Here is a 19,964-nt window from a genome sequence, read left to right on the forward strand (position 1 = left end):
ATCACGCGGGGTAGCCAAAGCGTTCGACCCAGGGGGCGAGCGTCGGCATGACCGGCGCGAGCGCCTCGCGGTAGGCCTGCCATCGCGCCAGTCCGCGCCGGTTCAACCCGGCGCGGACCTGCGGCGCGCTCGGCGTGCGGATGGTGCGGGTCTGTGCGGCCTGCGCGAACGCGGTCATCGCAGGATCGGGCTCCAGCGCGAGGACGTCGGCGATCCGGGCGAGTTCGGTGTCGAAATCCTCGACCAGCGCCTCATGCCGCACGTCGCTCCAGGCGAGCGGCAGGCGGGTGCGCGCCTGTTCCGCCAGCGTCATGCAGGCCGCGTAACAGGCGGCGGTTTCGGCGAGATCGGTGAAGGCATAGGTCATCGCGTTCATCTGGAACGCCTGGCGGAAGCAGCTCAGCACGACATCGCGCGGGTCGCGCAGCGCGAACAGGATGCGCGCCTGCGGGAACAGCCGCGCGATGATCGGCAGCGTCAGCGTACCGGCCGGCTGCTTGTCGACGAACACTCGCCCGGCGACGTCGATGCCGCGCCGGCGGATGCCCTGCCAATAATGGTCCGCCCAGGCCGCCGCCTCCGCCGGGTCGAGCCGCATCAGCGCCGCGCAGGCATCGGCATCGGCAAGGAACGCCTCATAGGCGGCGGCGAGCGTCGGCGCTTCCTCGAGCGTGGCGACGCGGGGGTGCGCCGCCAGCACCTGTTCGAGCAGGGTGGTGCCCGAACGCGGGAAACCGAGCAGGAACACATGCGTCGCGGCCGCCCCGGGCGCGGCCGGTCGCGCCGGGGCGGTCCACGGCGCGGGTTCGTTCGCCATCCAGCCCGCCAGCCGCGTGAGCTTGGCCACCTCGCCCTCGCGGCTCGCGGCCTGCGCGGCGAACATCGCGCGCTGGATCTGCTTGCCCTGACGCGCCGCGTCGAAGGCTTCGCCGTGCCGCCCGACCTGATCGAGCGCCAGCCCGAGCAGCAACAACGCCTCCGCGCGTTGCGGCGCGCCCAGCGTCCGGTCGGCGAGCAACCGGCCGAGCGCATCGGCCGCAGCGCCCGCTTGCCCCCGCGCCAGTGCGAGCCGGCCCTGCAACCACAGCACGTCCGGGCGGTGCGGCGCCTCACGCGCCATCGCCGTGGCGATCGCCTCCGCCCCGCTGACGTCGCCATCGTCCAGCAACATGGAGGCCAGTCCGAAACGCGCGGCGAACGCACCCGGATCGATCGCGAGCGCGCGGCGAAATCCTTCCCTGGCGCGCTCGGTCCGCCCCGCCTGCTGCTCGGCCTGCGCCCAGACGCACCAGTCGCGCGCGGATGTTGGGGCTGTCTGCATTCCCCGTATCTGCCCGCCCCGCCGACGCGATGCCACCGGGAAAACGCTGCGCGCTCGCGCTGCGTGCCGGGAATGGGTTAGGATCGTCGCCGACGATGTGGAGCAACCGGCATGAGCACCGACGACCTGATGATCGACACCCCCGATGGCCCGATGACCTTCGCCGAGTGGAAGAAGAAGCACCCGGTGCAAATCCCGTCGCGTCGTACCAAGGGCAAGGACCTGCCGGTGAAGGTGAAACGCTTCACCGACAAATGATCCCGCTGCCGGCCGCGATTGACCGCTCCCGGACGCGCGCCTAGCCTCCCTCCGTAACGAGACAGGGAGGATGCGGCATGGTTCGCTCGAAGATCGCACGCGCCGCCGGGGCGCTGCTGCTGACGGTCGCGGCCATGGCGGCAAGCCCCGCCAGCGCGGCGGCGGTGCGCGACTGCCCGATGCGCGACATGCCGTTCTCGCTGGCGTCGCCGTTCATCGATCTGCTGCTCAGTCCGCCCGCGCGCGCGGTGTTCGAGCGCGTCGCACCGGGCGCGCTCGCGAAGATGCCGCCACGCTTCGCAGGCACGACCACCCCCAATTTCGCGGTGATCCTGACCGTGCGCGAGGCGGCGAACTTCGCGCATCTCGAGCCTACGCAGGTCGCGGCGATCGGGGCCGGGCTGCGCGGCATCCCCGTCACCGCCGCCGATCGTGCCGCGCGATGCGCACGCTATGACGACGACCGGCCCGCGCTGTCGCTTCCCGCCGGCCGCCCACGCCTGCTGCTGTTCGAGAAGATCACCGGTTTTCGCGACGGTCCCTCGGTCGATGCCGCGCACGCCGCCTTCGTGAACATGGCGAAGCGCAAGGGCTGGGCGATCGTCGCCACCGACAAGGCCGGCGCGATCAGCCCAGGCACGCTCGGGCGGTTCGATGCGGTGATCTGGAACAACGTCAGCGGCGACGTGCTGACGCTTCGCCAGCGCGCGGCGCTGCGCGCCTTCATCGAAGGGGGCGGCGGCTTCGTCGGCGTCCACGGTTCCGCCGGCGACCCGGCCTATTTCTGGGACTGGTACGCGGATACGCTGATCGGCGCGCGCTTCGTCGGCCACCCCAACGCCAAGCAGTTCCAGGATGCGCGGCTGGTGCTCGATCCCGCCGCCGGGCCGGTCGCGCGTGGGTTGCCGGCGGACTGGACGATGAACGACGAATGGTATTCGTTCGCCGCCAGCCCCCGCGCGAGCGGCGCGCACATCATCGCGACGCTGGACGAGAGCAGCTACGATCCGGTCGCAACCACCGGCGTCACGCTGCGCATGGGCGATCACCCCATCGTGTGGAGCCGTTGCGTCGGACGTGGGCGGTCGTTTTACTCGGCGATCGGGCACCGGCCGGAGACCTATTCCGACGCGCAGTATCAGGCGCTGCTCGAGAATGCGGTCGGCTGGGCGGCAGACCGCACCGCGGCATGCCCGAACGGCTGAGACGCGGCCGTAACCCCCGGCAATGCACCGGTTCGCGTGCGTGAAACGAAAGCGCGTCGCCCGAGAAAGCAGCCGCGCGTGCGGTATTCGCTGGAACGATTGCTGCACTTGCGAGTAAGGGTCTTTCGTGAATCGGACACGATGTCCGCTTGTGTGAGGTCTTGGTAGAGCGCGATGAGCCAGGGTGATGACGATCGGGACGAGCGCCCGCAGACGGCGCAGGGTGGCGAGCATCAGCAGCCGGCCGAAACCGACGATGCGCAGGCCAAACCGGCCAAGAAGATGAGCCCGGTCGTCAAGATCGTGCTGGCGGTGGTCGTGCTGGTGCTGGTGGTGGTGGGGGTGATCTGGTTCATCCACTATCAGACCACCGGCAAATACCTTCAGTCGACCAACGACGCGACGATCCAGGCCGATGCGGTCACGGTCGCGCCCAAGGTGAGCGGCTATGTCGCGCAGGTGCTGGTGATCGACAACCAGGACGTGAAGGCGGGCGATCCGCTCGTCCGCATCGACCCGCGCGATTATCGCGCCAAGTCCGAACAGGCGCAGGCGCAGATCGCGCAGGCCGAGGCGAGCGCGGACAATGCGCGCGCGGGCATGGCCGAACAATATGCGACGATCGACCAGGCGCGTGCGCAACTCGCCGCCGCGCGCGTGAAGGCGGCACACGATGCCGCCGAAGTCGCGCGCTACACCCCGCTCGCGGCGAGCGGTGCGGAAACCCGCCAGCAGCTCGCCCAGCTTCAGACCACCGCGCAGCAATCCGCCGCCGACGTGCGCGCGCAGGCGGCGACCTTGCTCGCGCAGCAGCGCCGCATCGCCTCGATGCGCGCGCAGGTCGAACAGGCGCGCGCACAGGCGCAGGGCGCGCGCGCGCAATTGTCCGCCGCCGACGTCGATGTCGGCGCGACGGTGATCCGTGCCGCGATCAACGGGCGGATCGGCGACAAGAGCGTGGTGGTCGGCCAATATGCGCAGGCTGGCACGCGGCTGATGTCGGTGGTGCCGCTCGACCAGATCTACGTCACCGCCAACTTCAAGGAAACGCAGCTCGCGCTGATGCGCGCGGGCCAGCCCGCGACGATCTCGGTCGATGCGCTCGGCGGCACCGATCTCCACGGGCGCGTGGCCAGCGTGTCGCCGGGCACGGGCGCGCAATTCTCGCTGCTGCCGCCGCAGAACGCGACCGGCAACTTCACCAAGATCGTGCAGCGCGTGCCGGTCCGCATCGCCATCGAGGCGACGCCGGAGGCGCGCAAGCTGCTCGTCCCCGGTCTGTCGGTTACGGTGTCGGTCGACACCATCGCGGCGAAGGACGATCTCAAGCGCATCCAGCAGCAGGAAAAGCAGCAGGCCGAGGCGCGCAAACATGGCTGATGCGGCCCCCGCCGCCCCGGATCGCGCCGACGCCGCCGCGTGGCTGGCGGTGGCGGCGGGCACGCTCGGCGCGCTGATGGCGACGCTGGACATCTCGATCGTCAATTCCTCGCTGCCGACCATCCAGGGCGAGATCGGCGCGAGCGGCACCGAGGGGACGTGGGTCGCCACCGCCTATCTCGTCGCCGAGATCGTCATCATCCCGCTGTCGGCGTGGCTGACGCGGATGCTCGGCCTGCGCACCTTCCTGCTGATCGCGGTGGTGCTGTTCACCGCCTTCTCGATGATCTGCGGCATCTCGACCAACCTGACGCAGATGATCATCGGCCGCGTGGGCCAAGGCTTTACCGGCGGCGCGCTGATCCCGACCGCGCAGACCATCATCGCGCAGCGGCTGCCGCGCCGCCAGCAACCGGTCGGCATCGCCGCGTTCGGCGTCACTGCGATCATGGGGCCGGTGATCGGTCCGGTCATCGGCGGCTGGCTGACCGAGAACGTGAGCTGGCACTACGCCTTCTTCCTCAACCTGCCGATCGGCGCGATCCTCGTCGGGCTGCTGCTCATCGGGCTGCCGCACCAGAAGGCCAAGCTCGGCGAGTTCGGGCAGGCCGATTTCCTCGGCATCATCGGGCTGGCGCTGGGTCTGGGCGGGCTGACGGTGATGCTGGAGGAGGGGCAGCGCGAATTGTGGTTCGCCTCGCCGATGATCCGCACGGTTGCGGCGGTGTCGGCGGTGGGCTTCATCTGCCTGATCGCGGGGCAGTTCCTCGCACGGCGGCCGGTCATCAAGCTCAGCCTGCTGCTCGACCGGCAGTTCGGCTCGGTCGCGTTGATGGGCGTGGTGCTCGGCATCGTGCTGTACGGCACCTCCTATGTCATCCCGCAGTTCCTCGCTTCGATTGCTGATTACAATTCGCTGCAATCGGGCAAGGTGGTCATGCTGTCAGGGATCCCGAGCCTGATGCTGATGGCGATCGTGCCGATCCTGCTGCGGCGGATCGACATTCGCATCGCGGTCGGCTCGGGGCTGCTCATCATGGGCGCGTCGGCGTGGTTCGATTCGAACCTCAACGCGCTGGCGGCCGGCGGCGATTTTACCGGGTCGCAGTTGCTGCGCGGCGTCGGGCAGATCCTCGCGATGCTGTTCCTCAGCCAGGCGGCGGTGCAGTCGGTGCCGCCGGCCGATGCGGGCGACGCATCGGGGCTGTTCAACGCGATGCGCAACCTCGGCGGCAGCTTCGCGCTGGCCGGCATCTCGATCATCCAGGACCAGCGCGAGTGGTTCCACTCGCGGCGCATGGAGGAGTCGCTCCACGCCAATTCGGTGATCGTGCAGGACTATTTGGCGCAGAGCGCGCAGCGCGCCGGCAGCATGGCGGCGGCCTATCGCCAACTTGGCGGGCAGATCCAGATCGAGGCGCTGGTGATGACCTATAACGACATCTTCTTCATCATGGCGTGCGGCACGATGATCGTGCTGCCGCTCGTGTTGTTCCTTCGGCCGTTGCCGAAACACTCCGAACCGGCGGCGATGCACTGATGTTCAAGCGACTTCCTCTCGCGGCCCTCGTGCTGCTCGGCGCCTGCACGGTCGGGCCGAACTATGCCGGACCACCCAAGGCCGCGTCCGACGCGACCGCGCGCGGCAGCTTCGTGCACGCGAAGGATGCGGCGTTCGCACCCACGCCCGGCCTCGCGCGCTGGTGGGAGGCGCTCGGCGACACCACGCTGAACGCCCTTGTCGACGATGCGCTCGCGCACAGCCCCAATGTCGACGTGGCACAGGCCCGCATCCGCGAGGCGCGCGCGCAGCTCACCTCAAAGCGCGCGGGCGAACTGCCCACCGTCAGCGCCAACGCGAGCTACCTGCATGCCGATCTGCCCGGCACCAGCCTCGGCAGCAGTTCCGACACCGGCAGCGGCGGATCGGGCGACTCCAGCCTCTCCTCGCTCAACTTCTACAATCTCGGCGGGCAGGCCTCGTGGGAGGTCGATCTGTTCGGCGGCGGCAGGCGCGGCATCGAGCAGGCGCGCGCCGCGCTCGGCGAGCGGTTCGCCGATCTTGCGGACGCGCAGGTCAGCCTGTCGGCGCAGGTCGCGCAGGCCTATGTCAATCTGCGCGACGTGCAGGAACGCCAGCGGCTCAACGCGCAGTCGAGCAAGCTCCAGCATCAGGCGCTCGACCTCACGCGGCAGCGCTATCAGGCGGGCACCGCCTCGCAACTCGATGTCGAGCGGCTCCAGACGCAGGCGCAGAACACCGATGCGCAGAACGTGCCGCTCGCCGCGCAGATCGACCAGTATAGGGATCAGCTCGCGGTGCTGACCGGGCGCGAGCCGGGCGCGCTCGACACCACGCTCGACGGCCAAGCGCCGGTGCCGCTGCCGCCTGCGCAGGTGCCGATCGGCGACCCCGCCGCGCTGATCGCGCACCGCCCCGACATCCGCTCGGCCGAACGCGCGCTGGCGGCGAGCAACGCCAATATCGGCGTGCAGACCGCCAAATTATTCCCCAAGCTCAACTTCACCGGCATCGTCGGGCTCGGCGGCACCAATATCGGCGATGTGGTCGATCCCAGCAAGTTCACCACGCTGCTGGCGCCGATGCTGAGCTGGTCGTTCCTCGATTTCGGCCGCACCCGCGCGGCGATCCGCCAGTCCGAGGCGCAGCGCGACACGGCGGAGGCGCAGTATCGCGAGAAGGTGCTGGAGGCGCTTCAGGATGCCGAGAAAAACCTGTCGCTGTTCGGCAACGTGCGCCAGCAACTCGGCCAATTAAGCAGCGCGGAGGCGACCGCCACGCGCGCCGCGACGCTCAACCGCCAGCGCTTCCAGGCGGGCACGGCCACGCTGATCGACCAGCTCGACATCGAGCGCCAGCGGCTGTCGGCGGCGATCGCGGTGGCGCAGGCCAAGGCGCAACTGACCAACGCCTATATCGGCGTGCAGAAAAGTCTGGGCCTCGGTTGGAGCGAACCCGCGCCCGCGAACTAACGTGCCAGTCCGCGCATCAGCAGATCGAGCGCGGCGGCGATCAGCGCGTCGGGATCGTCCGCCGCCAGCGGCGACTTGAGCAGCCCGCTGATCATGCGGACGCCAAGCATCACCTGCTCGGTCGTCACGTCCGCGCGGATCTCGCCGCGCTGGCGGGCGCGGTCGACGAAGGGGTGGAGGATCGCGCTCATGCGCGCGTGCAGCGCGAGGAAGGCGGTGCAATTGGCCGGGTCCTTCTCCAGATCGACCGTCAGCCGCGCGAACAACAGCCGCACACCGAGCGCGCGCTGGACGATCCGCGTGATGATCGCAGGCAGCGCCATGTCCGGTGCCAACTCCGCGCCGATCGCGTCGATCTCGCGCTCGAACAGCACGAGCAGCAGCTCCATCCGATCGCGGAAGTTGCGGTACAAGGTGCCGCGCCCGACCCCGGCGCGCTCGGCGATATCCTCCAGCGGCACATCATAGCCGCTTTCCACGAAGCACGCCGCCGCCGCACGGATCAGCGCCTCCCGGCGTTCGAGCGCGTCGCGCCGCATGCAATACCCTTACTCTGGCCGCGCGCACATCGCCGGCATGTCACCCCGCCTTAACCGATCCGTCCGGGCTTCGCGAGCCGCGTTGTAATCCCAGATGTTGCAACGGAGATTTGCATGTTGTCAGCTTATCAAAGCCCGTGCGATGCTCCGCCCATGAGAGTCGCCCGGGCGACGGACACAGGGAGAGGATCGATGAACGGCACCCGCTGGCGACGCCGCGACTTTCTGGCGAGCGCCGCCGCGATCGGCGGCATCGCAGCACTCCCCGCGCGCGTATTCGGCGCAGGCTATGCGAGCGCGGGCGGCGACGATGTCGCGTGGCTCGACGCGACGCCACCGAGTACGCACGAAGGCCAGAGCTGGGGCCAGCCGTGGCCGCGCGGCACACGCTACCGCGCGGGCGGCTATGTGCTGGCGGGCGAGGGCGGACGGCGCGAGTCCGTGCAGACGTGGCCGATGGCGTGGTGGCCGGACGGGTCGATCAAGTGGACCGGCCATGCGCTTCCCGCCGGCGGCGGCACCGGGCAGGGGCTGAAGGTGGTTCCGGGCAGCGTCCCTCTCGCGCAGGACGGCGTGAGCGTGCGCGAAACTGCCGATGCGATCGAGGTGAGCGTCGGCACGACGCGCTGGCAGATCGGCAAGAGCGGCGAGGCGCTGGTGCGCTCCGCCAGCGTCGGCGGGCGCGAGGTGATGCGTGGCGTCCGGCTGATCGCAAGCGCGCAGGACCGTTCCGACGACGACGCGGACGGCGGTGCCACGCTGTCGCACGCCACCAGCGCGATCCGCGCAGCGACGGTGGAACAGCGCGGGCCGATCCGCGCGGTGGTCAAGCTCGACGGCATGCATCGCGGGAGCAGCGGTGAATGGCTGACGTTCACGCTGCGGCTCTATTTCCACGCCGGGTCCGCCTCGGTGCGGATCGTCCACAGCCTGATCTTCGATATCGATCCCGCCAAGCTGTTCGTGCGCGGGCTCGGCCTCGAAGGGCAGGTGCCGCTCAGCGATCCGCTCCACGATCGCCACGTCCGCTTCGCCGGCGAGAAGGGCGGGCTGTGGGGCGAGGCGGTGCGGCCGCTTACCGGCTTGCGCCGCGATCCCGGCAAGCCGTTCCGCGAGGCGCAAATCGCCGGCCAAGCCACGCCGCCGCTCGCCACCGCATCGCCGGCGGTACGCGACGAGGCGCAGTACATCACCCCGTGGGGCGAGTTCCGCCTGCGTCAGCCCAATGCCGACGGCTTCGCGATTACCAAGCGCACCGGCCCCGGCCACGGCTGGATCGACGTCGACACCGCCGGCCGCGCACCCGGCCTCGGCTATATCGGCGGCGCGACCGGCGGCGGCGTGGCGTTCGCGATGCACGATTTCTGGCAGCGCCCGCCGGTCGGACTCGACGTGGGCGGCGCGGCGGGCGACGCGGCGACCTTCACGCTCTGGTATCACGCCCCCGACGCGCCCGCGATGGACCTGCGCTTCTATCATGATACCGAGGGCATGGCCGATTACGCGCACCAGAACCTCGGCCTCGACATCACCTATGAGGATTTCGAGCCCGGCTGGGGCGATGCGACCGGCATCGCCCGCACCACCGAGTTCCGGCTGTGGGCGCTCCCCGCCACGCCGGAACGCGAGCGGCTGGTCGAGATGGCCGCGCAGATCGCGCAGCCGCCGCGCCTCGTCGCCCGGCCCGAGCGCGTCCATGCCGCCGAACTGTTCGGCCTGTGGGGGCCGGTGCAGCAGGGCGGTCCACTGCGCGCCAAGATCGAGGGGCGCGCGAGCCGCGAACTCGATTTCTACATCGGCCAGGTCGATCAGCGAAGCTGGTACGGCTTCTGGAACTACGGCGACGTCATGCACACCTACGATACCGATCGCCATGTGTGGCGCTACGATATCGGCGGCTTCGCATGGGACAACAGCGAACTGTCGACCGATCTGTGGCTGTGGAGCGCCTTCCTGCGCACCGGCCGCGCCGACGTGTTCCGGCTGGCAGAGGCGATGACGCGCCACACCGGCGAGGTCGACGTCTATCACACCGGTCGCTTCAAGGGGCTCGGCACGCGCCATGGCGTGCAGCATTGGGGCGACAGCTCCAAGCAGCAGCGCGTCAGCAACGCCGCGTTCCGCCGGCACTATTACTATCTCACCACCGACGAGCGCTGCGGCGACCTGATGCGCGAGTTGCTCGACAGCGACCGGGCGTTGCTGACCGTCAACATCGGCCGCAAGGTCGAGGACCGGGTCGGCGACAACCGCCCGCCCGGCGGCAATGCGGCGGTGTCGGGCGGGCAACTCCCGGCGGGGCAGGTGTTTATGTCGTTCGGCACGAGCTGGGCGGCTTTGGTCGCGGCGTGGCTCACCGAATGGGAACGCACCCGCGACACGCACTGGCGCGACCGCATTGTCGCCGGCATGCGCTCGATCGCGGCGCTGCCCAAGGGCTGGTTCGCGGGCGGGGCTGCGTTCGATCTGGCGAGCGGGCGCTTCGTCGGGCCGGGGACGGAGGTGAGCATCTCGCACCTCAACGGCGTGTTCGGCATTTTCGAGATCACCGCCGAGCTGCTCAAACTGGTCGAAGTGCCCGCCTATCGCGAGACGTGGCTCGACTATTGCGCCTTCTACAACGCACCGGCCGCAGCGTTCACCGCCAAGACCGGCGCGAGCGGCAAAGGCCGCGGACTCACGCAGGCGCACTCGCGCTACACGGCGTATGCCGCGGCCGAGCGGCGCGACCCGGCGCTGGCGCAGCGCGCGCTGGCGGAGTTCCTCGGCAGCGGCGACCGGGCGGGGCGCGACCAGTGGCGCACGCTGCACCATGTCGAGGGGGCGGCGGTGCTCAAGCCGGTCGATGAGCTGAGCGACGTGTCGACCAACGATGCCGCGCAATGGGGCCTGGCGGCGACGGCAAATCTGGTGCTGCTGGGGGATTGGATCGATCGGGCGGGGTGACACCCCGTTCGTCTCGAGTAGGCGCCGAGTAGCCCGCAGGGCGTATCGAGGCACCGTATCGAGAGACGGGTCGCGGCGGAGACGGTGCCTCGATACGCATCCTCGATATGCCGGCTTCGCCGGCTACTCGGACGCTACTCGGCACTAACGGATTGAAAGTATCCGTTCGTCCCGAGCGAAGTCGAGGGATGGTCCCGCGCGCAGGTGCCTCGACTTCGGCCTTGCGGGCCGAAGTTTATCCTGAGCGGCTGGCTTGCCAGCTAGCCGAAGGGCCCGGCACGAACGGAGAGAAGGGAGCGCGAGATCCTTCTACCTCCCCCGGCGAAGGCCGGGGTCCAGTTGGAAAGGCCGGAGTAACGGAGCGCAACGCCGGTTTTACGGATGCTCCGTAACTGGACCCCGGCCTTCGCCGGGGATCGGCTCAGCGCCTGACGATCGCCTCCAGCCCGGAATGCGCCGCCACCCCGACGAACCCCGGCAGCGCCAGGGCGGTCACGTCCACCGCCTGCACCGCGTTGGAGAACGCGTCGTCGGGCCGGTCCCACGCCACCCGGCAGCGGTCGAGCGTCACCCCGTCGACATGGCGCAGGAAATACCCCGGCGTATCGTGCGGCTCCTCCGCCACGACCGCGCTGGTCGGGCGGTTGTCGAACACCCCGCCGGGGTAGCGCGTCCAGCGCCCCAGCGTCACCGCCACCTGCCGCAGCACGATATCGTGCGCCCGCGCGCCTGCGCTGCCCTCGATCCGCACGCTGTTCTCCGCGCGGCCGGTGACGCGCTCGACGGTGATGTGGTGCATCGTCCCCAGCTTCGTCTGCGGCGTGCGCGGGATCGCAGTGAAGGAGATCGCCTCGCCGCGCCCCCACCACGGCGCGGAATAGTGCCGCGCGGTGAAGCGGATGTCGCGGAAGGTGATGCCGTACACATTGCCCTCGTCGCGCAACTGGATGCACACGCCGCGGCTGGAGGAGACGATCTCGCAGCGTTCGAACAGCACGTCGTGGATGTCCTGCACAGTCTCGGTGCCGATCTTCACGCCCGCGTCCTGCGTGTCGAGCACGCAATCATGGACATGGATGTTGCGGGAGGGCCCGTAGCGCTCGTGTCCGCGCGTCGTCTTCACCACGATCGCATCATCGCCGCAGCGGATGTGGCAATCGCGAATCTCGACGTCCTGGCAATGATCGGGGTCGATGCCATCGCAATTGGGCACGTCGGGCTGGTTGTCGATGCGAAGCCCCGCGATCAACACCTTGTGGCAGCCGATCATATGCACCGTCCAGAACGGCGCGCGGGCGAGCGTCAGGTCGCGGATCGTCAGCCCCTCGCAATCCTCCAGCACCAGCAGGCGCGGGCGGAATGCCTTGGGCACATACCATTCGCCCGCCGCATCGTAGCGCTCCATGAACTCGGGCGAGCGCCCGTCGATCGTGCCCGCGCCCGAGATCGTCAGCCCGTGCGCGGTCTTGGCGTTGAGCAATCCGGCGAGCGGATCGGGATAGTCCACCGCATGCGTGCTGGCGAGCAAGGTGCCATCGACGCGCAATTCGATGCCGCCCTTCAGCGTCACCGGCGCGATCACGAAGCGCAAGCCGGCCGGCACCAGCACGCACGCGCCGGGTGGCGCTGCGTCGATCGCGCGTTGCAGCGCTGCGGTGGCGAGCGTCGTGCCGTCGCCCTTCGCGCCAAAATCGCGAATGTCGAGCGTGCGACGGGGCGCGGCGATGGCACGGCTCGCGAGACCGAGCGCACCGGCGGCGATCAGCGCGCGACGGTCGAGACGGGTGGCAATCATTTCGGCGGATCTCCTGCGAACGAAACATCCCACACCTTGGCGAGCGTCGACGTGCCGGCGGGGCCAGTCGCGCGCAGGCTCACCACGAACTTGCCGGGTGTGGCGTATGTGTGGACCGGGTTCTGCTCGGCCGAGGTCGTGCCGTCGCCGAAATCCCACGCCCAGCCGGTCGTCGCCCCAAGCGTATCGTCATGGAAGGCGACGGTGCGGCGCGCGCGGTCGAGGATCGCGAACGACCAGTCCGCCTTGATCGGCGCGCGCACGTTCGCTTCGAGCGGCATCAGCCGGAAGCCACACAACTCGGACGCTTGGCCGTACATCGTGTGGTGCGGCGACAGGTTCCAGAACTGGCTCTTTTTGTCCGGCCCGTCATAGTCGATCACCGCCCACGACAGCCCGATCACCTTGTTTTCGGTGAGGTTGCTCTCCACCGAATAGGCGGGCCCGCGCGCATCGGCATGGTCGAACGGCGTGATCCAGAATTCGGCGATCAGCTTGCCGCTCTGGCCGGGTTTGAAGCTGTAGCGATAGGCGATGTTCGACCACGGCAGCCGCTTGAGCCACGCCGCCTGCGGGCCCCACGCCATCGCCCAATCCTTGTCCTTGGCGGGCGTGAAGATGTGGTAGTTCTGCGCGCTCTCGTTCTGGAAATCGAACCACGCCGCATCGTCGCTCACCCCCGCGCCGACCTCCGGCGAGGGCGACTTGAGCGGGTGGAAGCGCGAGATGAACGGCCCGCCCGAGCGGTTGCCGTCGACCGCGATCTCGAACGTGTCGTTGTGCAGGCCGGGCGCGGCGAAGTCCCAGTAATCGTCGCTGGCTTCGTAGAGGAAGTACAGCCGGTTGAGCCCCTTCACCCAACCGACCTTGACCGAGATGTCGAGGCTGCGCGGATCGGGCTTCGCGCCGCTGCCGGTATCGGCGGAGAGCGCGGCGGTGCCGATCGCATAGCTAGCCGGCACCTTGGCCCAGTCGTCGGCGCTGCCGTCGATGCGCGGGATCGCGTCGGCGGGAAACTGATAGACCGGATAGCCCTGCGCGGGGCAGGTCGCCGCTGCCGTGGCGGCGGACGGGGCGAGCGCGCCCAGCAACGCGGTGGCGGCTATGAGGGTATCGCGCATCCTGTCCTCCGTATTCGATCTTACACCATATCTGGCGGACAGGGCGCCCTGCGCTGGTCTGCCGCCAAACCCCGCGGTTCGTGCTGAGCTTGTCGAAGCACATACCCGGAACGCCGCGCCACCGCCTCGAACACGCCCTTCGACAAGCTCAGGGCGAACGGGGGAGGCGAGGAAAATCCGAAACAAAAGCGCCGCCCGAGATACTCGGGCGGCGCCAGTCCGGGGAGGAAAATTGCCGTGCCGCCCACGAACAAGCGGCACGGATCGGATCAGAACTTGTAGCGCGCGCCGAAGAAATACTGGCGCCCGGTGGTGCTGTACACCTGCTGGTCGAGCCGGTCCTGACCGTCCCAGAAGCTGGTCGGCTGGTTGGTCAGGTTGATCGCGTCGAACGTCAGCGTGACGTGCGGGGTCAGCTTGTACGATGCCGACATGTCGAAGTTGGTGCTTGAATACGAACCGGTCGTGTCGGCGAGGCCCGCGCGCAGCGGCACCGTGCGCAGATACTGGTCGCGGTACGCAAGCGAACCGCGGATCGAGAACTTCGCATCCTCATAATACAGCGTCGCGTTGGCCGAGTTGGGCGAGACGTTGGTCAGCGGCGCGATCAACTGCGGGCCGGTCGCGTTGGTGGTGAGGATGTAGCTGATGTTCGACTTGATGTGCGTATAGTTCAGGATCGTGCCGAAATGCTTGAGGAAGCCCGGCAGGAACGTGAACGGCTGCTGATACTGGATCTCGACGCCCTTGATCTTGCCGCCCGACGAGTTGGCGTAGCTGGTGATCGTGGTCGCGGTGTTCGGGTCCTGCGCCGCCGTCAGCAGGTTCAACGGCAGACCGGCCGCCGCATAGGTGGTCAGAGAGCTGATCTGCTGCACGAAGCTCGACACGTCCTTGTAGAAGAACGCCGCCGAGAGGAGCGCACCTGGCTGGAAGTACCATTCGACCGACGCGTCGAGGTTGGTCGCACGGTACGGATCGAGGTTCGGGTTGCCGACCGTCGCCGAGAACGGCGGGTTGGCGGTCGAGATCGAGCCGCCCGGGGTGAGGAAGCTGAGCGACGGACGCGACATCACCTTGGCCGCCGCGAAGCGCGCGGTCAGCTTGGGCGTGACGTCAAGCGCGAGGTTCATCGCGGGCAGCCAGTCCTCATAGTTGCGGCCGAACGACACCGCCGTGCCCGAACCGACATAGCCGGTCGAGAACTGGTGCGTATGCGCATAGCGGATGCCCGCGTCGCCGCGCAGCGCCATGCTGCCGAGATCCATGTTGAAGTCGAACTGGAGGTACGGGCTGACGTCGATTTCCTGCACCGAGCGGTTGTCGCCCTGCGCGCCGGTGCCGATGCTGCCGAGGCGGAAGTCGCCATATTGGTTGACGCAGTAGCAGTCGACATCGAACGCGCTCATGATCTTGTCGATGTTCGGCACGATGAAGCTGGTGGTCGCGCCGCTCGATGCGCCGATCGTGTTGATGTTGATCGGCGCGGTGCTGACGTCGGCGATGGTGAGGCCCGCCGAGGCGAGCGTCGGGATCGACGTGGTCGAGGCGATGCGCTGCTGGCGCGCCGAGATGAAGTTGAAGCGCTTGTACGCGCCGCCGAACTTCACGGTGAACTGGTCGTTCACCTCCCACTTCAGATCGCCCTTCACGGTGTGCAGCCGGTTGGTCACCTTGTTGGTGAACTCGCGGATGTTGTCGTAGCCGTTGAGGAACTGCCAGTTGTTCGGGTTGGTCGCGTCGAAGCCGTAGTTGAGCGTCGGCGTGTTGCGGTTGCTGCGCGCATCATAGACGAAGCCGTCGCTGTCGAAGCGGCTGAAGGTGACGAGGCGCGAATAGGGGTTGTCGAAGATCGACTCGCTCTGCCCGTACTGGAGGTGCAGGTTGACCTTCTCGCCGATCTTCTGGTCGATGTTGATACCGGCCTGGTAGAAGGTGGTGGTCGAGCGGTTCTCGCTGTTGGTCACGCTGAAGTCGGTGTCGTCGAACACGCCGTACACGAGCTGACCGTTGGCATCGACCTGCGCTTCGCGGATCTTCATGTTCGGGCGGCCGGTCAACTGCGCGGCGGTGAGGCCGGCGGTCGCCACGCCGGCCGAGCGGTTGAGGCTGATCGGGTTGGTGGCGAGATCGTTCTGATCCTGCTTGTAGCGCGCGTACACGCCGTCGATCGTGATGAGCGTGGTGTCGGTCGGCTTCGCCTGAAGCGTGCCGGCGAAGCCCATCCGCTCCTCCTTGTCCTGGAAGCGGCCGTAGCCCGGCAGCTTGGGCACGAACACGCCCGGCTGGTTGACGGTGTTGTAGGCCGACGGGGTGGAGCCCGCATATTGTCCGGTCGCGGGAATGCACGGGCTGGTGACGGGCTTGGAGCCGACCAGCGGGTTGACCGGCGTCACCGCCGTATTCGGGACGACCGGGCAGAAGCCGCCGTTGACGTCGCTGAAATCGGCGAGCGCGGTGTCGGAATAGGCGTCTTCCTGCACGTTGCGCTTGCTGTACGCGCCCGACAGCATGATGCCGATGCGGCCATCGGCGAAGGTCTTGCTGACCGAGCCGGCGAGGCGCGGCGCGAAGCTGTTGTTGATGTCGTAATAGGCGGTCTGCGCGGACAGCGCGGCCTGCCAGCCCTTGGGCAGATCGAACGGACGCGCGGTCTGGAGATCGACGGTCGCGCCGAGCGAACCTTCGTCGATCTCGGCCGACTGGGTCTTGCGCACGACGATCGAGTTGAACAGCTCGGAGGCGAGCACGCTATAGTCGAAGCTGCGGCCCTTGTTGATGCCCGCGCCCAGCGTCGAACCGGTGGTGGCGATGGTCGATTCCAGCCCGTTCAGGCGCGTGCGGCTGAAATCGCCCGACAGGCCGCGCACGGTGATCTGGCGACCTTCGCCGCCGTCGCGCTCGATCGAGATGCCGGGGATGCGCTGGAGCGAGTCGGCGAGGTTCGCATCGGGGAAGGACGCGATGTCGGACGCGTTGATCCCATCGACCACGCCGTTCGACTGCTTCTTGATGTTGAGCGCCGAGGTCAGGCTCGCGCGGAAGCCGGTGACGACGATGTCCTGCGTCGGGGCCGCGTCCTCGGGTGCCGCGACGGGCGCCGGCGCGCCACCGGCCTCGGCCGGGGTCTGCGGCGTCGCGGTCGGGCTCGCGCTGGCGGTCGGCGTCGCGGGCGTGGCGGGATCGGGCTGTGCGGCGGTCGCGGTGGCGGGCGCCTGCGCCTGTTGCGCGACGGCGAGCGTCGGAACGCTCAGCATGCCGGCCAGCGCGAGGGTCGACGTGCAGGTTACGAGGTTGCGGCGGGTTGCGAAGATCTTACTCATACTTAGTCCCCTGAGGTATTCTTGTCGTTGATCGTCGAGTGGTTATCCACCCTTTTGGTTATTTCGTTTTGGCGAGTTCCACCGCATAGACCTGCGTGCCGCCGTACATGTTCGACCGGAACACCAGCCACTTGCCGTCGGGCGTGAAATTGCCGTTGGGTTCGAGCCGGTAGTCCTGCTTGGACATATTCACCAGCTTCTCGGCGGTGAAATAGCCCGGTTTGATGAGCGAGGCGGCGCCCGGCGCGTGGATGCCGGCCACATCGGGAATGCCGTGCGGGGTGAACAGGTACATCCACTTCCCGTCGGGCGCGTGCGCGACCATCTCGGGATCGCCGCCGTCGCCGGAGAAATGCTTGCCGTCGGGCGCGGTGTGGAAATGCACCGACCATTCGTTGCGTTGAAGGTGGTAGCGCGTGCGCGCGCCGGTCGCGACGTCATAGCCCGCCACCCAGAAATCCTCGCCGCGCGGGGTTTGCAGGTCGTACCAGATCGTCTTGCCGTCCTGGGAGAACCACTCGTGCCCGGCGATCTCCATGTTCATGATGCGCTGGTGCAAGCCAACCGGCGGGGTGCCGGGGCGGTCGAGCCGCATCAGCCACAGCCGCTCGACCTTGTGCCACGGGCCTTCGTGGCAGAACATCAGCAGCTTGGGGTCGGTCGGCGAGAACTGGAGGTGGTTGAGCCAGTCGGTCGCGCGGTGGATCACGCGCTTCTCGCCGGTCTTTGTGTCGACCGTGAACATCTCCATCGGGATCTTGGCCTCGAGACGCTCGTTCATGCGCGTCTCCTTCGCCTCGGCGTAGGTGAGCGGCTTTCCGTCGGGGCCGTTCGCCTTGTAATCGGCCTGATCGAACCGCGAATCGCGCTTCTGGAAGGCGGCCATCGGCGCCGCGCTCGCGCCCGGGTCGGTGTCGACGCCGGCGAGCAGCGTCTCGTCCGAGTTGATCGTCTGGATATCGCCGCGCGCGATCGTCGCGATCGTGCGCACCTTGCCGGTGTCGACATCGGCGGCGAGGATCGTCTTCGCGCCGGTGCCGTCCGCCGCCTGCGTCTGGTAGAAGGCGGTGCGGGTGCGGTGGCCGACGAACAACAGGCGGAAGGGCGTCGCGATATCGACGATCTTCGACAGCTTGTGCGTCTTGAGATCGACCTTGGCGATGCCGTGCGGGGTCGAGATCACCAGCAGGTCGCCCTGCGGGGTATAGCCGTTGAAGTTGAAGTAAAGGCTGGAGCTGCCGGGCTCGTCGGACAGGCGGACGATGCGGTGGCCGGTGGCGGGATCGACCCACTCGCGTGGCACGTCCTGCGCCTGCGCTGCGGTAGCGCTCACCGCGAGCAACGCCGCGATCCAGGTCCGATGAGAGATGCGCCCCATGATCCTCGCCTTGATGTTCATATTATGGGACGTGCTTTTATATTCTGTTGAGTCTCATGTCAATCCGATTTGGATGTTCGGCGCGCCGGCTCGCGCGCGGCCAAGTTACGCTTGCCGTGCGCGCCCGCGCCGTTCATCCGCTCGGGCATGGCCGGACAGGACGACAGCGGCGGGTGGTGGCGCGAAGCGCGCGCGATGCTCGCGCTCGCCTATCCGCTGGTGCTGACCAACCTGACTCAGGCGCTGATCGCGACGACGGATGTGGTGCTGCTCGGCTGGGCGGGGGCGCATGCGCTGGCGGCGGCGTCGCTCGGCGTCAATCTGGTCAACGCGTGCATGATGTTCGGCAGCGGGCTCGTCACCGCCGCCGCGCCGATGATCGCGCGCGCGCTCGGCACGCGCAGCAACGCGGTGCGCGACGTGCGCCGTACCGTGCGGCAGGCCTTGTGGGTGTCGGTGGCGATCTGCGTGCCGATGTGGCTGGCGTTGTGGCAGGCCGAGCCGATCCTGCTCCGCTTCGGACAGAGCCCCGCGCTGTCGCACGACGCGGTGCGGCTGGTGCGCCCGATGATGTTCGGGCTGCTGCCCTTGTTCTTCTACAACGTGTTGCGCGCGTTCGTCTCCGCGCTGGAGGCGCCGATCTGGGCGTTCGTGATCGGCGTGATCGCGGTGGTGCTCAACGCCGGGCTGAATTACGCGCTGATCTTCGGGCGGTTCGGATTGCCCCCGCTCGGCCTGTTCGGGGCAGGGCTGGGCAGCGCGTGCTCCAACCTGTTCATGTTCGTCGGGCTCGCCGTGGTGGTGATGCGCCAGCGCCGCTTCCGCCGCTTTCACCTGTTCGGGCGGTGGTGGCGCGCGGACTGGCCGCGTTTCCGCGCGATCTGGCGACTGGGCCTGCCGATCGCGGTGACGGTCGGGCTGGAGGTGACGATCTTCAACTGCGCGGTGTTCCTGATGGGGCTGATCGGCACCGCCGAGCTTGCCGCCCATGCGATCGCCATCCAGCTTGCCGCTTTGTGCTTCATGATCCCGCTCGGCCTCGCACAGGCGGCGACGGTGCGGGTCGGGCTGGCGTTCGGGCGCGGCGATGCGGCGGGCGTGTCGCGCGCCGGGCGGGTGGCGCTCGCCATGACGATGGTGGTGATGGCGTGTACCGCGAGCGTCCTGCTCGCGCTGCGCCACGAGCTGGTCGGCCTGTTCCTCGCGCCGCAGAGCCCGGCCGAGCTGCACGTCGCGAACCTTGCGGTGTCGTTCCTATTCGTCGCCGCGCTGTTCCAGTTCTTCGATGGCGCGCAGGCGGTGGGGGCGGGGATGCTGCGCGGCTTGCACGATACGTTCGTGCCGATGCTGCTCGCGCTGGTAGGCTATTGGATCGTCGGGCTCGGCACCGCCATCGTGCTGGCGTTCTGGTTCGGCTGGGGCGGCGTCGGCGTATGGATCGGGCTGGCGGCGGGGCTGGCGACGGTGGCGGTGCTGATGGTCGGGCGCTGGGCGCTGCGGGTGCGGTAGCGCTACCAGATGCAAACTTTGCATCCGCTACGTATTTGTTCGCACTTGCAGCAAACGCCGAGTCGAAGCATATGAAGCAGGCCTTTCAGGCATCCTCTCCTAAAACTTTCAAGGCCGGTCCCCTCGGGGGCCGGCTCTTTTTTTGTTCGCCGCGCCTGCTTCCGCGTGGCCGACCACTGCTCTATGCCACCGGTG

Annotated in this window: 13 protein-coding genes; 7 read left to right on the forward strand and 6 right to left on the reverse strand. The window is 68.3% G+C overall.

Annotation, left to right across the window (positions count from 1 at the left end; genetic code table 11):
- Window position 1 precedes the first annotated feature (1 nt).
- On the reverse strand, window positions 2-1,321 hold the full coding sequence (locus AC3ANX_RS07050) for a tetratricopeptide repeat-containing sulfotransferase family protein (RefSeq protein ID WP_488336282.1): 1,320 nt from the start codon (window positions 1,319-1,321) through the stop codon (window positions 2-4).
- A 111-nt stretch (window positions 1,322-1,432) separates the two neighbouring features.
- Here AC3ANX_RS07050 and AC3ANX_RS07055 point away from each other — a divergent pair, with 111 nt between their 5' ends.
- The 5 genes from AC3ANX_RS07055 (at window position 1,433) to AC3ANX_RS07075 (ending at window position 7,158) form a co-directional block, all read left to right on the forward strand.
- Window positions 1,433-1,579: a hypothetical protein gene (locus AC3ANX_RS07055; protein ID WP_488336283.1), complete on the forward strand. Its 147-nt coding sequence runs from the start codon at window positions 1,433-1,435 to the stop codon at window positions 1,577-1,579.
- Window positions 1,580-1,656: 77 nt separating this feature from the next.
- A complete protein-coding gene (locus AC3ANX_RS07060) occupies window positions 1,657-2,784 on the forward strand; it encodes a ThuA domain-containing protein (RefSeq protein ID WP_488336284.1) in 1,128 nt (375 codons plus the stop codon).
- 174 nt (window positions 2,785-2,958) lie between these two features.
- On the forward strand, window positions 2,959-4,164 hold the full coding sequence (locus tag AC3ANX_RS07065) for an HlyD family secretion protein (RefSeq protein WP_488336285.1): 1,206 nt from the start codon (window positions 2,959-2,961) through the stop codon (window positions 4,162-4,164).
- Complete coding sequence (locus AC3ANX_RS07070; protein WP_488336286.1) at window positions 4,157-5,704, forward strand: MDR family MFS transporter; 1,548 nt, start codon at window positions 4,157-4,159, stop codon at window positions 5,702-5,704. The genes AC3ANX_RS07065 and AC3ANX_RS07070 overlap by 8 nt, the downstream gene beginning before the upstream one ends.
- On the forward strand, window positions 5,704-7,158 hold the full coding sequence (locus tag AC3ANX_RS07075; protein WP_488336287.1) for an efflux transporter outer membrane subunit: 1,455 nt from the start codon (window positions 5,704-5,706) through the stop codon (window positions 7,156-7,158). The genes AC3ANX_RS07070 and AC3ANX_RS07075 overlap by 1 nt, the downstream gene beginning before the upstream one ends.
- On the opposite strand, the gene AC3ANX_RS07080 is transcribed toward AC3ANX_RS07075, so the two are convergent.
- Entirely contained in the window at window positions 7,155-7,697 is a 543-nt protein-coding gene (locus AC3ANX_RS07080; protein WP_488336288.1) for a TetR/AcrR family transcriptional regulator, read from the reverse strand. The two genes, AC3ANX_RS07075 and AC3ANX_RS07080, sit on opposite strands and share 4 nt — an antisense overlap.
- Window positions 7,698-7,889: 192 nt before the next feature.
- Between AC3ANX_RS07080 and AC3ANX_RS07085 the strand changes: the two genes are divergently transcribed.
- Window positions 7,890-10,643, forward strand: coding sequence for an exo-rhamnogalacturonan lyase family protein (locus AC3ANX_RS07085; protein ID WP_488336289.1), 2,754 nt, complete (start codon window positions 7,890-7,892; stop codon window positions 10,641-10,643).
- A 421-nt stretch (window positions 10,644-11,064) separates the two neighbouring features.
- On the opposite strand, the gene AC3ANX_RS07090 is transcribed toward AC3ANX_RS07085, so the two are convergent.
- The 4 genes from AC3ANX_RS07090 to AC3ANX_RS07105 form a co-directional block, all read right to left on the reverse strand.
- Window positions 11,065-12,438: a glycoside hydrolase family 28 protein gene (locus AC3ANX_RS07090; RefSeq protein WP_488336290.1), complete on the reverse strand. Its 1,374-nt coding sequence runs from the start codon at window positions 12,436-12,438 to the stop codon at window positions 11,065-11,067.
- Window positions 12,435-13,559: a PKD domain-containing protein gene (locus AC3ANX_RS07095; protein WP_488336291.1), complete on the reverse strand. Its 1,125-nt coding sequence runs from the start codon at window positions 13,557-13,559 to the stop codon at window positions 12,435-12,437. Before AC3ANX_RS07095 ends, AC3ANX_RS07090 begins: the two co-directional genes overlap by 4 nt.
- Window positions 13,560-13,828: 269 nt before the next feature.
- Window positions 13,829-16,882: a TonB-dependent receptor gene (locus AC3ANX_RS07100; RefSeq protein WP_488336292.1), complete on the reverse strand. Its 3,054-nt coding sequence runs from the start codon at window positions 16,880-16,882 to the stop codon at window positions 13,829-13,831.
- Between the two features lie 58 nt (window positions 16,883-16,940).
- Entirely contained in the window at window positions 16,941-18,260 is a 1,320-nt protein-coding gene (locus tag AC3ANX_RS07105) for an oligogalacturonate lyase family protein (protein ID WP_488336293.1), read from the reverse strand.
- A gap of 147 nt (window positions 18,261-18,407) precedes the next feature.
- Between AC3ANX_RS07105 and AC3ANX_RS07110 the strand changes: the two genes are divergently transcribed.
- A complete protein-coding gene (locus AC3ANX_RS07110) occupies window positions 18,408-19,769 on the forward strand; it encodes an MATE family efflux transporter (RefSeq protein ID WP_488336294.1) in 1,362 nt (453 codons plus the stop codon).
- The last annotated feature ends 195 nt before the right edge of the window (window positions 19,770-19,964 follow it).

Source organism: Sphingomonas sp. BRN-1R, from assembly GCF_057748035.1.

What these genes read in the sequence shown, in the direction of transcription:
- AC3ANX_RS07080 (WP_488336288.1), bottom strand. Translation starts at nt 7,697, where the DNA reads ATGCGGCGCGACGCGCTCGAACGCCGGGAGGCGCTGATCCGTGCGGCG.
- AC3ANX_RS07075 (WP_488336287.1), top strand. Translation starts at nt 5,704, where the DNA reads ATGTTCAAGCGACTTCCTCTCGCGGCCCTCGTGCTGCTCGGCGCCTGC.
- AC3ANX_RS07105 (WP_488336293.1), bottom strand. Translation starts at nt 18,260, where the DNA reads ATGGGGCGCATCTCTCATCGGACCTGGATCGCGGCGTTGCTCGCGGTG.
- AC3ANX_RS07090 (WP_488336290.1), bottom strand. Translation starts at nt 12,438, where the DNA reads ATGATTGCCACCCGTCTCGACCGTCGCGCGCTGATCGCCGCCGGTGCG.
- AC3ANX_RS07070 (WP_488336286.1), top strand. Translation starts at nt 4,157, where the DNA reads ATGGCTGATGCGGCCCCCGCCGCCCCGGATCGCGCCGACGCCGCCGCG.
- AC3ANX_RS07100 (WP_488336292.1), bottom strand. Translation starts at nt 16,882, where the DNA reads ATGAGTAAGATCTTCGCAACCCGCCGCAACCTCGTAACCTGCACGTCG.
- AC3ANX_RS07085 (WP_488336289.1), top strand. Translation starts at nt 7,890, where the DNA reads ATGAACGGCACCCGCTGGCGACGCCGCGACTTTCTGGCGAGCGCCGCC.
- AC3ANX_RS07095 (WP_488336291.1), bottom strand. Translation starts at nt 13,559, where the DNA reads ATGCGCGATACCCTCATAGCCGCCACCGCGTTGCTGGGCGCGCTCGCC.
- AC3ANX_RS07065 (WP_488336285.1), top strand. Translation starts at nt 2,959, where the DNA reads ATGAGCCAGGGTGATGACGATCGGGACGAGCGCCCGCAGACGGCGCAG.
- AC3ANX_RS07055 (WP_488336283.1), top strand. Translation starts at nt 1,433, where the DNA reads ATGAGCACCGACGACCTGATGATCGACACCCCCGATGGCCCGATGACC.
- AC3ANX_RS07050 (WP_488336282.1), bottom strand. Translation starts at nt 1,321, where the DNA reads ATGCAGACAGCCCCAACATCCGCGCGCGACTGGTGCGTCTGGGCGCAG.
- AC3ANX_RS07110 (WP_488336294.1), top strand. Translation starts at nt 18,408, where the DNA reads ATGGCCGGACAGGACGACAGCGGCGGGTGGTGGCGCGAAGCGCGCGCG.
- AC3ANX_RS07060 (WP_488336284.1), top strand. Translation starts at nt 1,657, where the DNA reads ATGGTTCGCTCGAAGATCGCACGCGCCGCCGGGGCGCTGCTGCTGACG.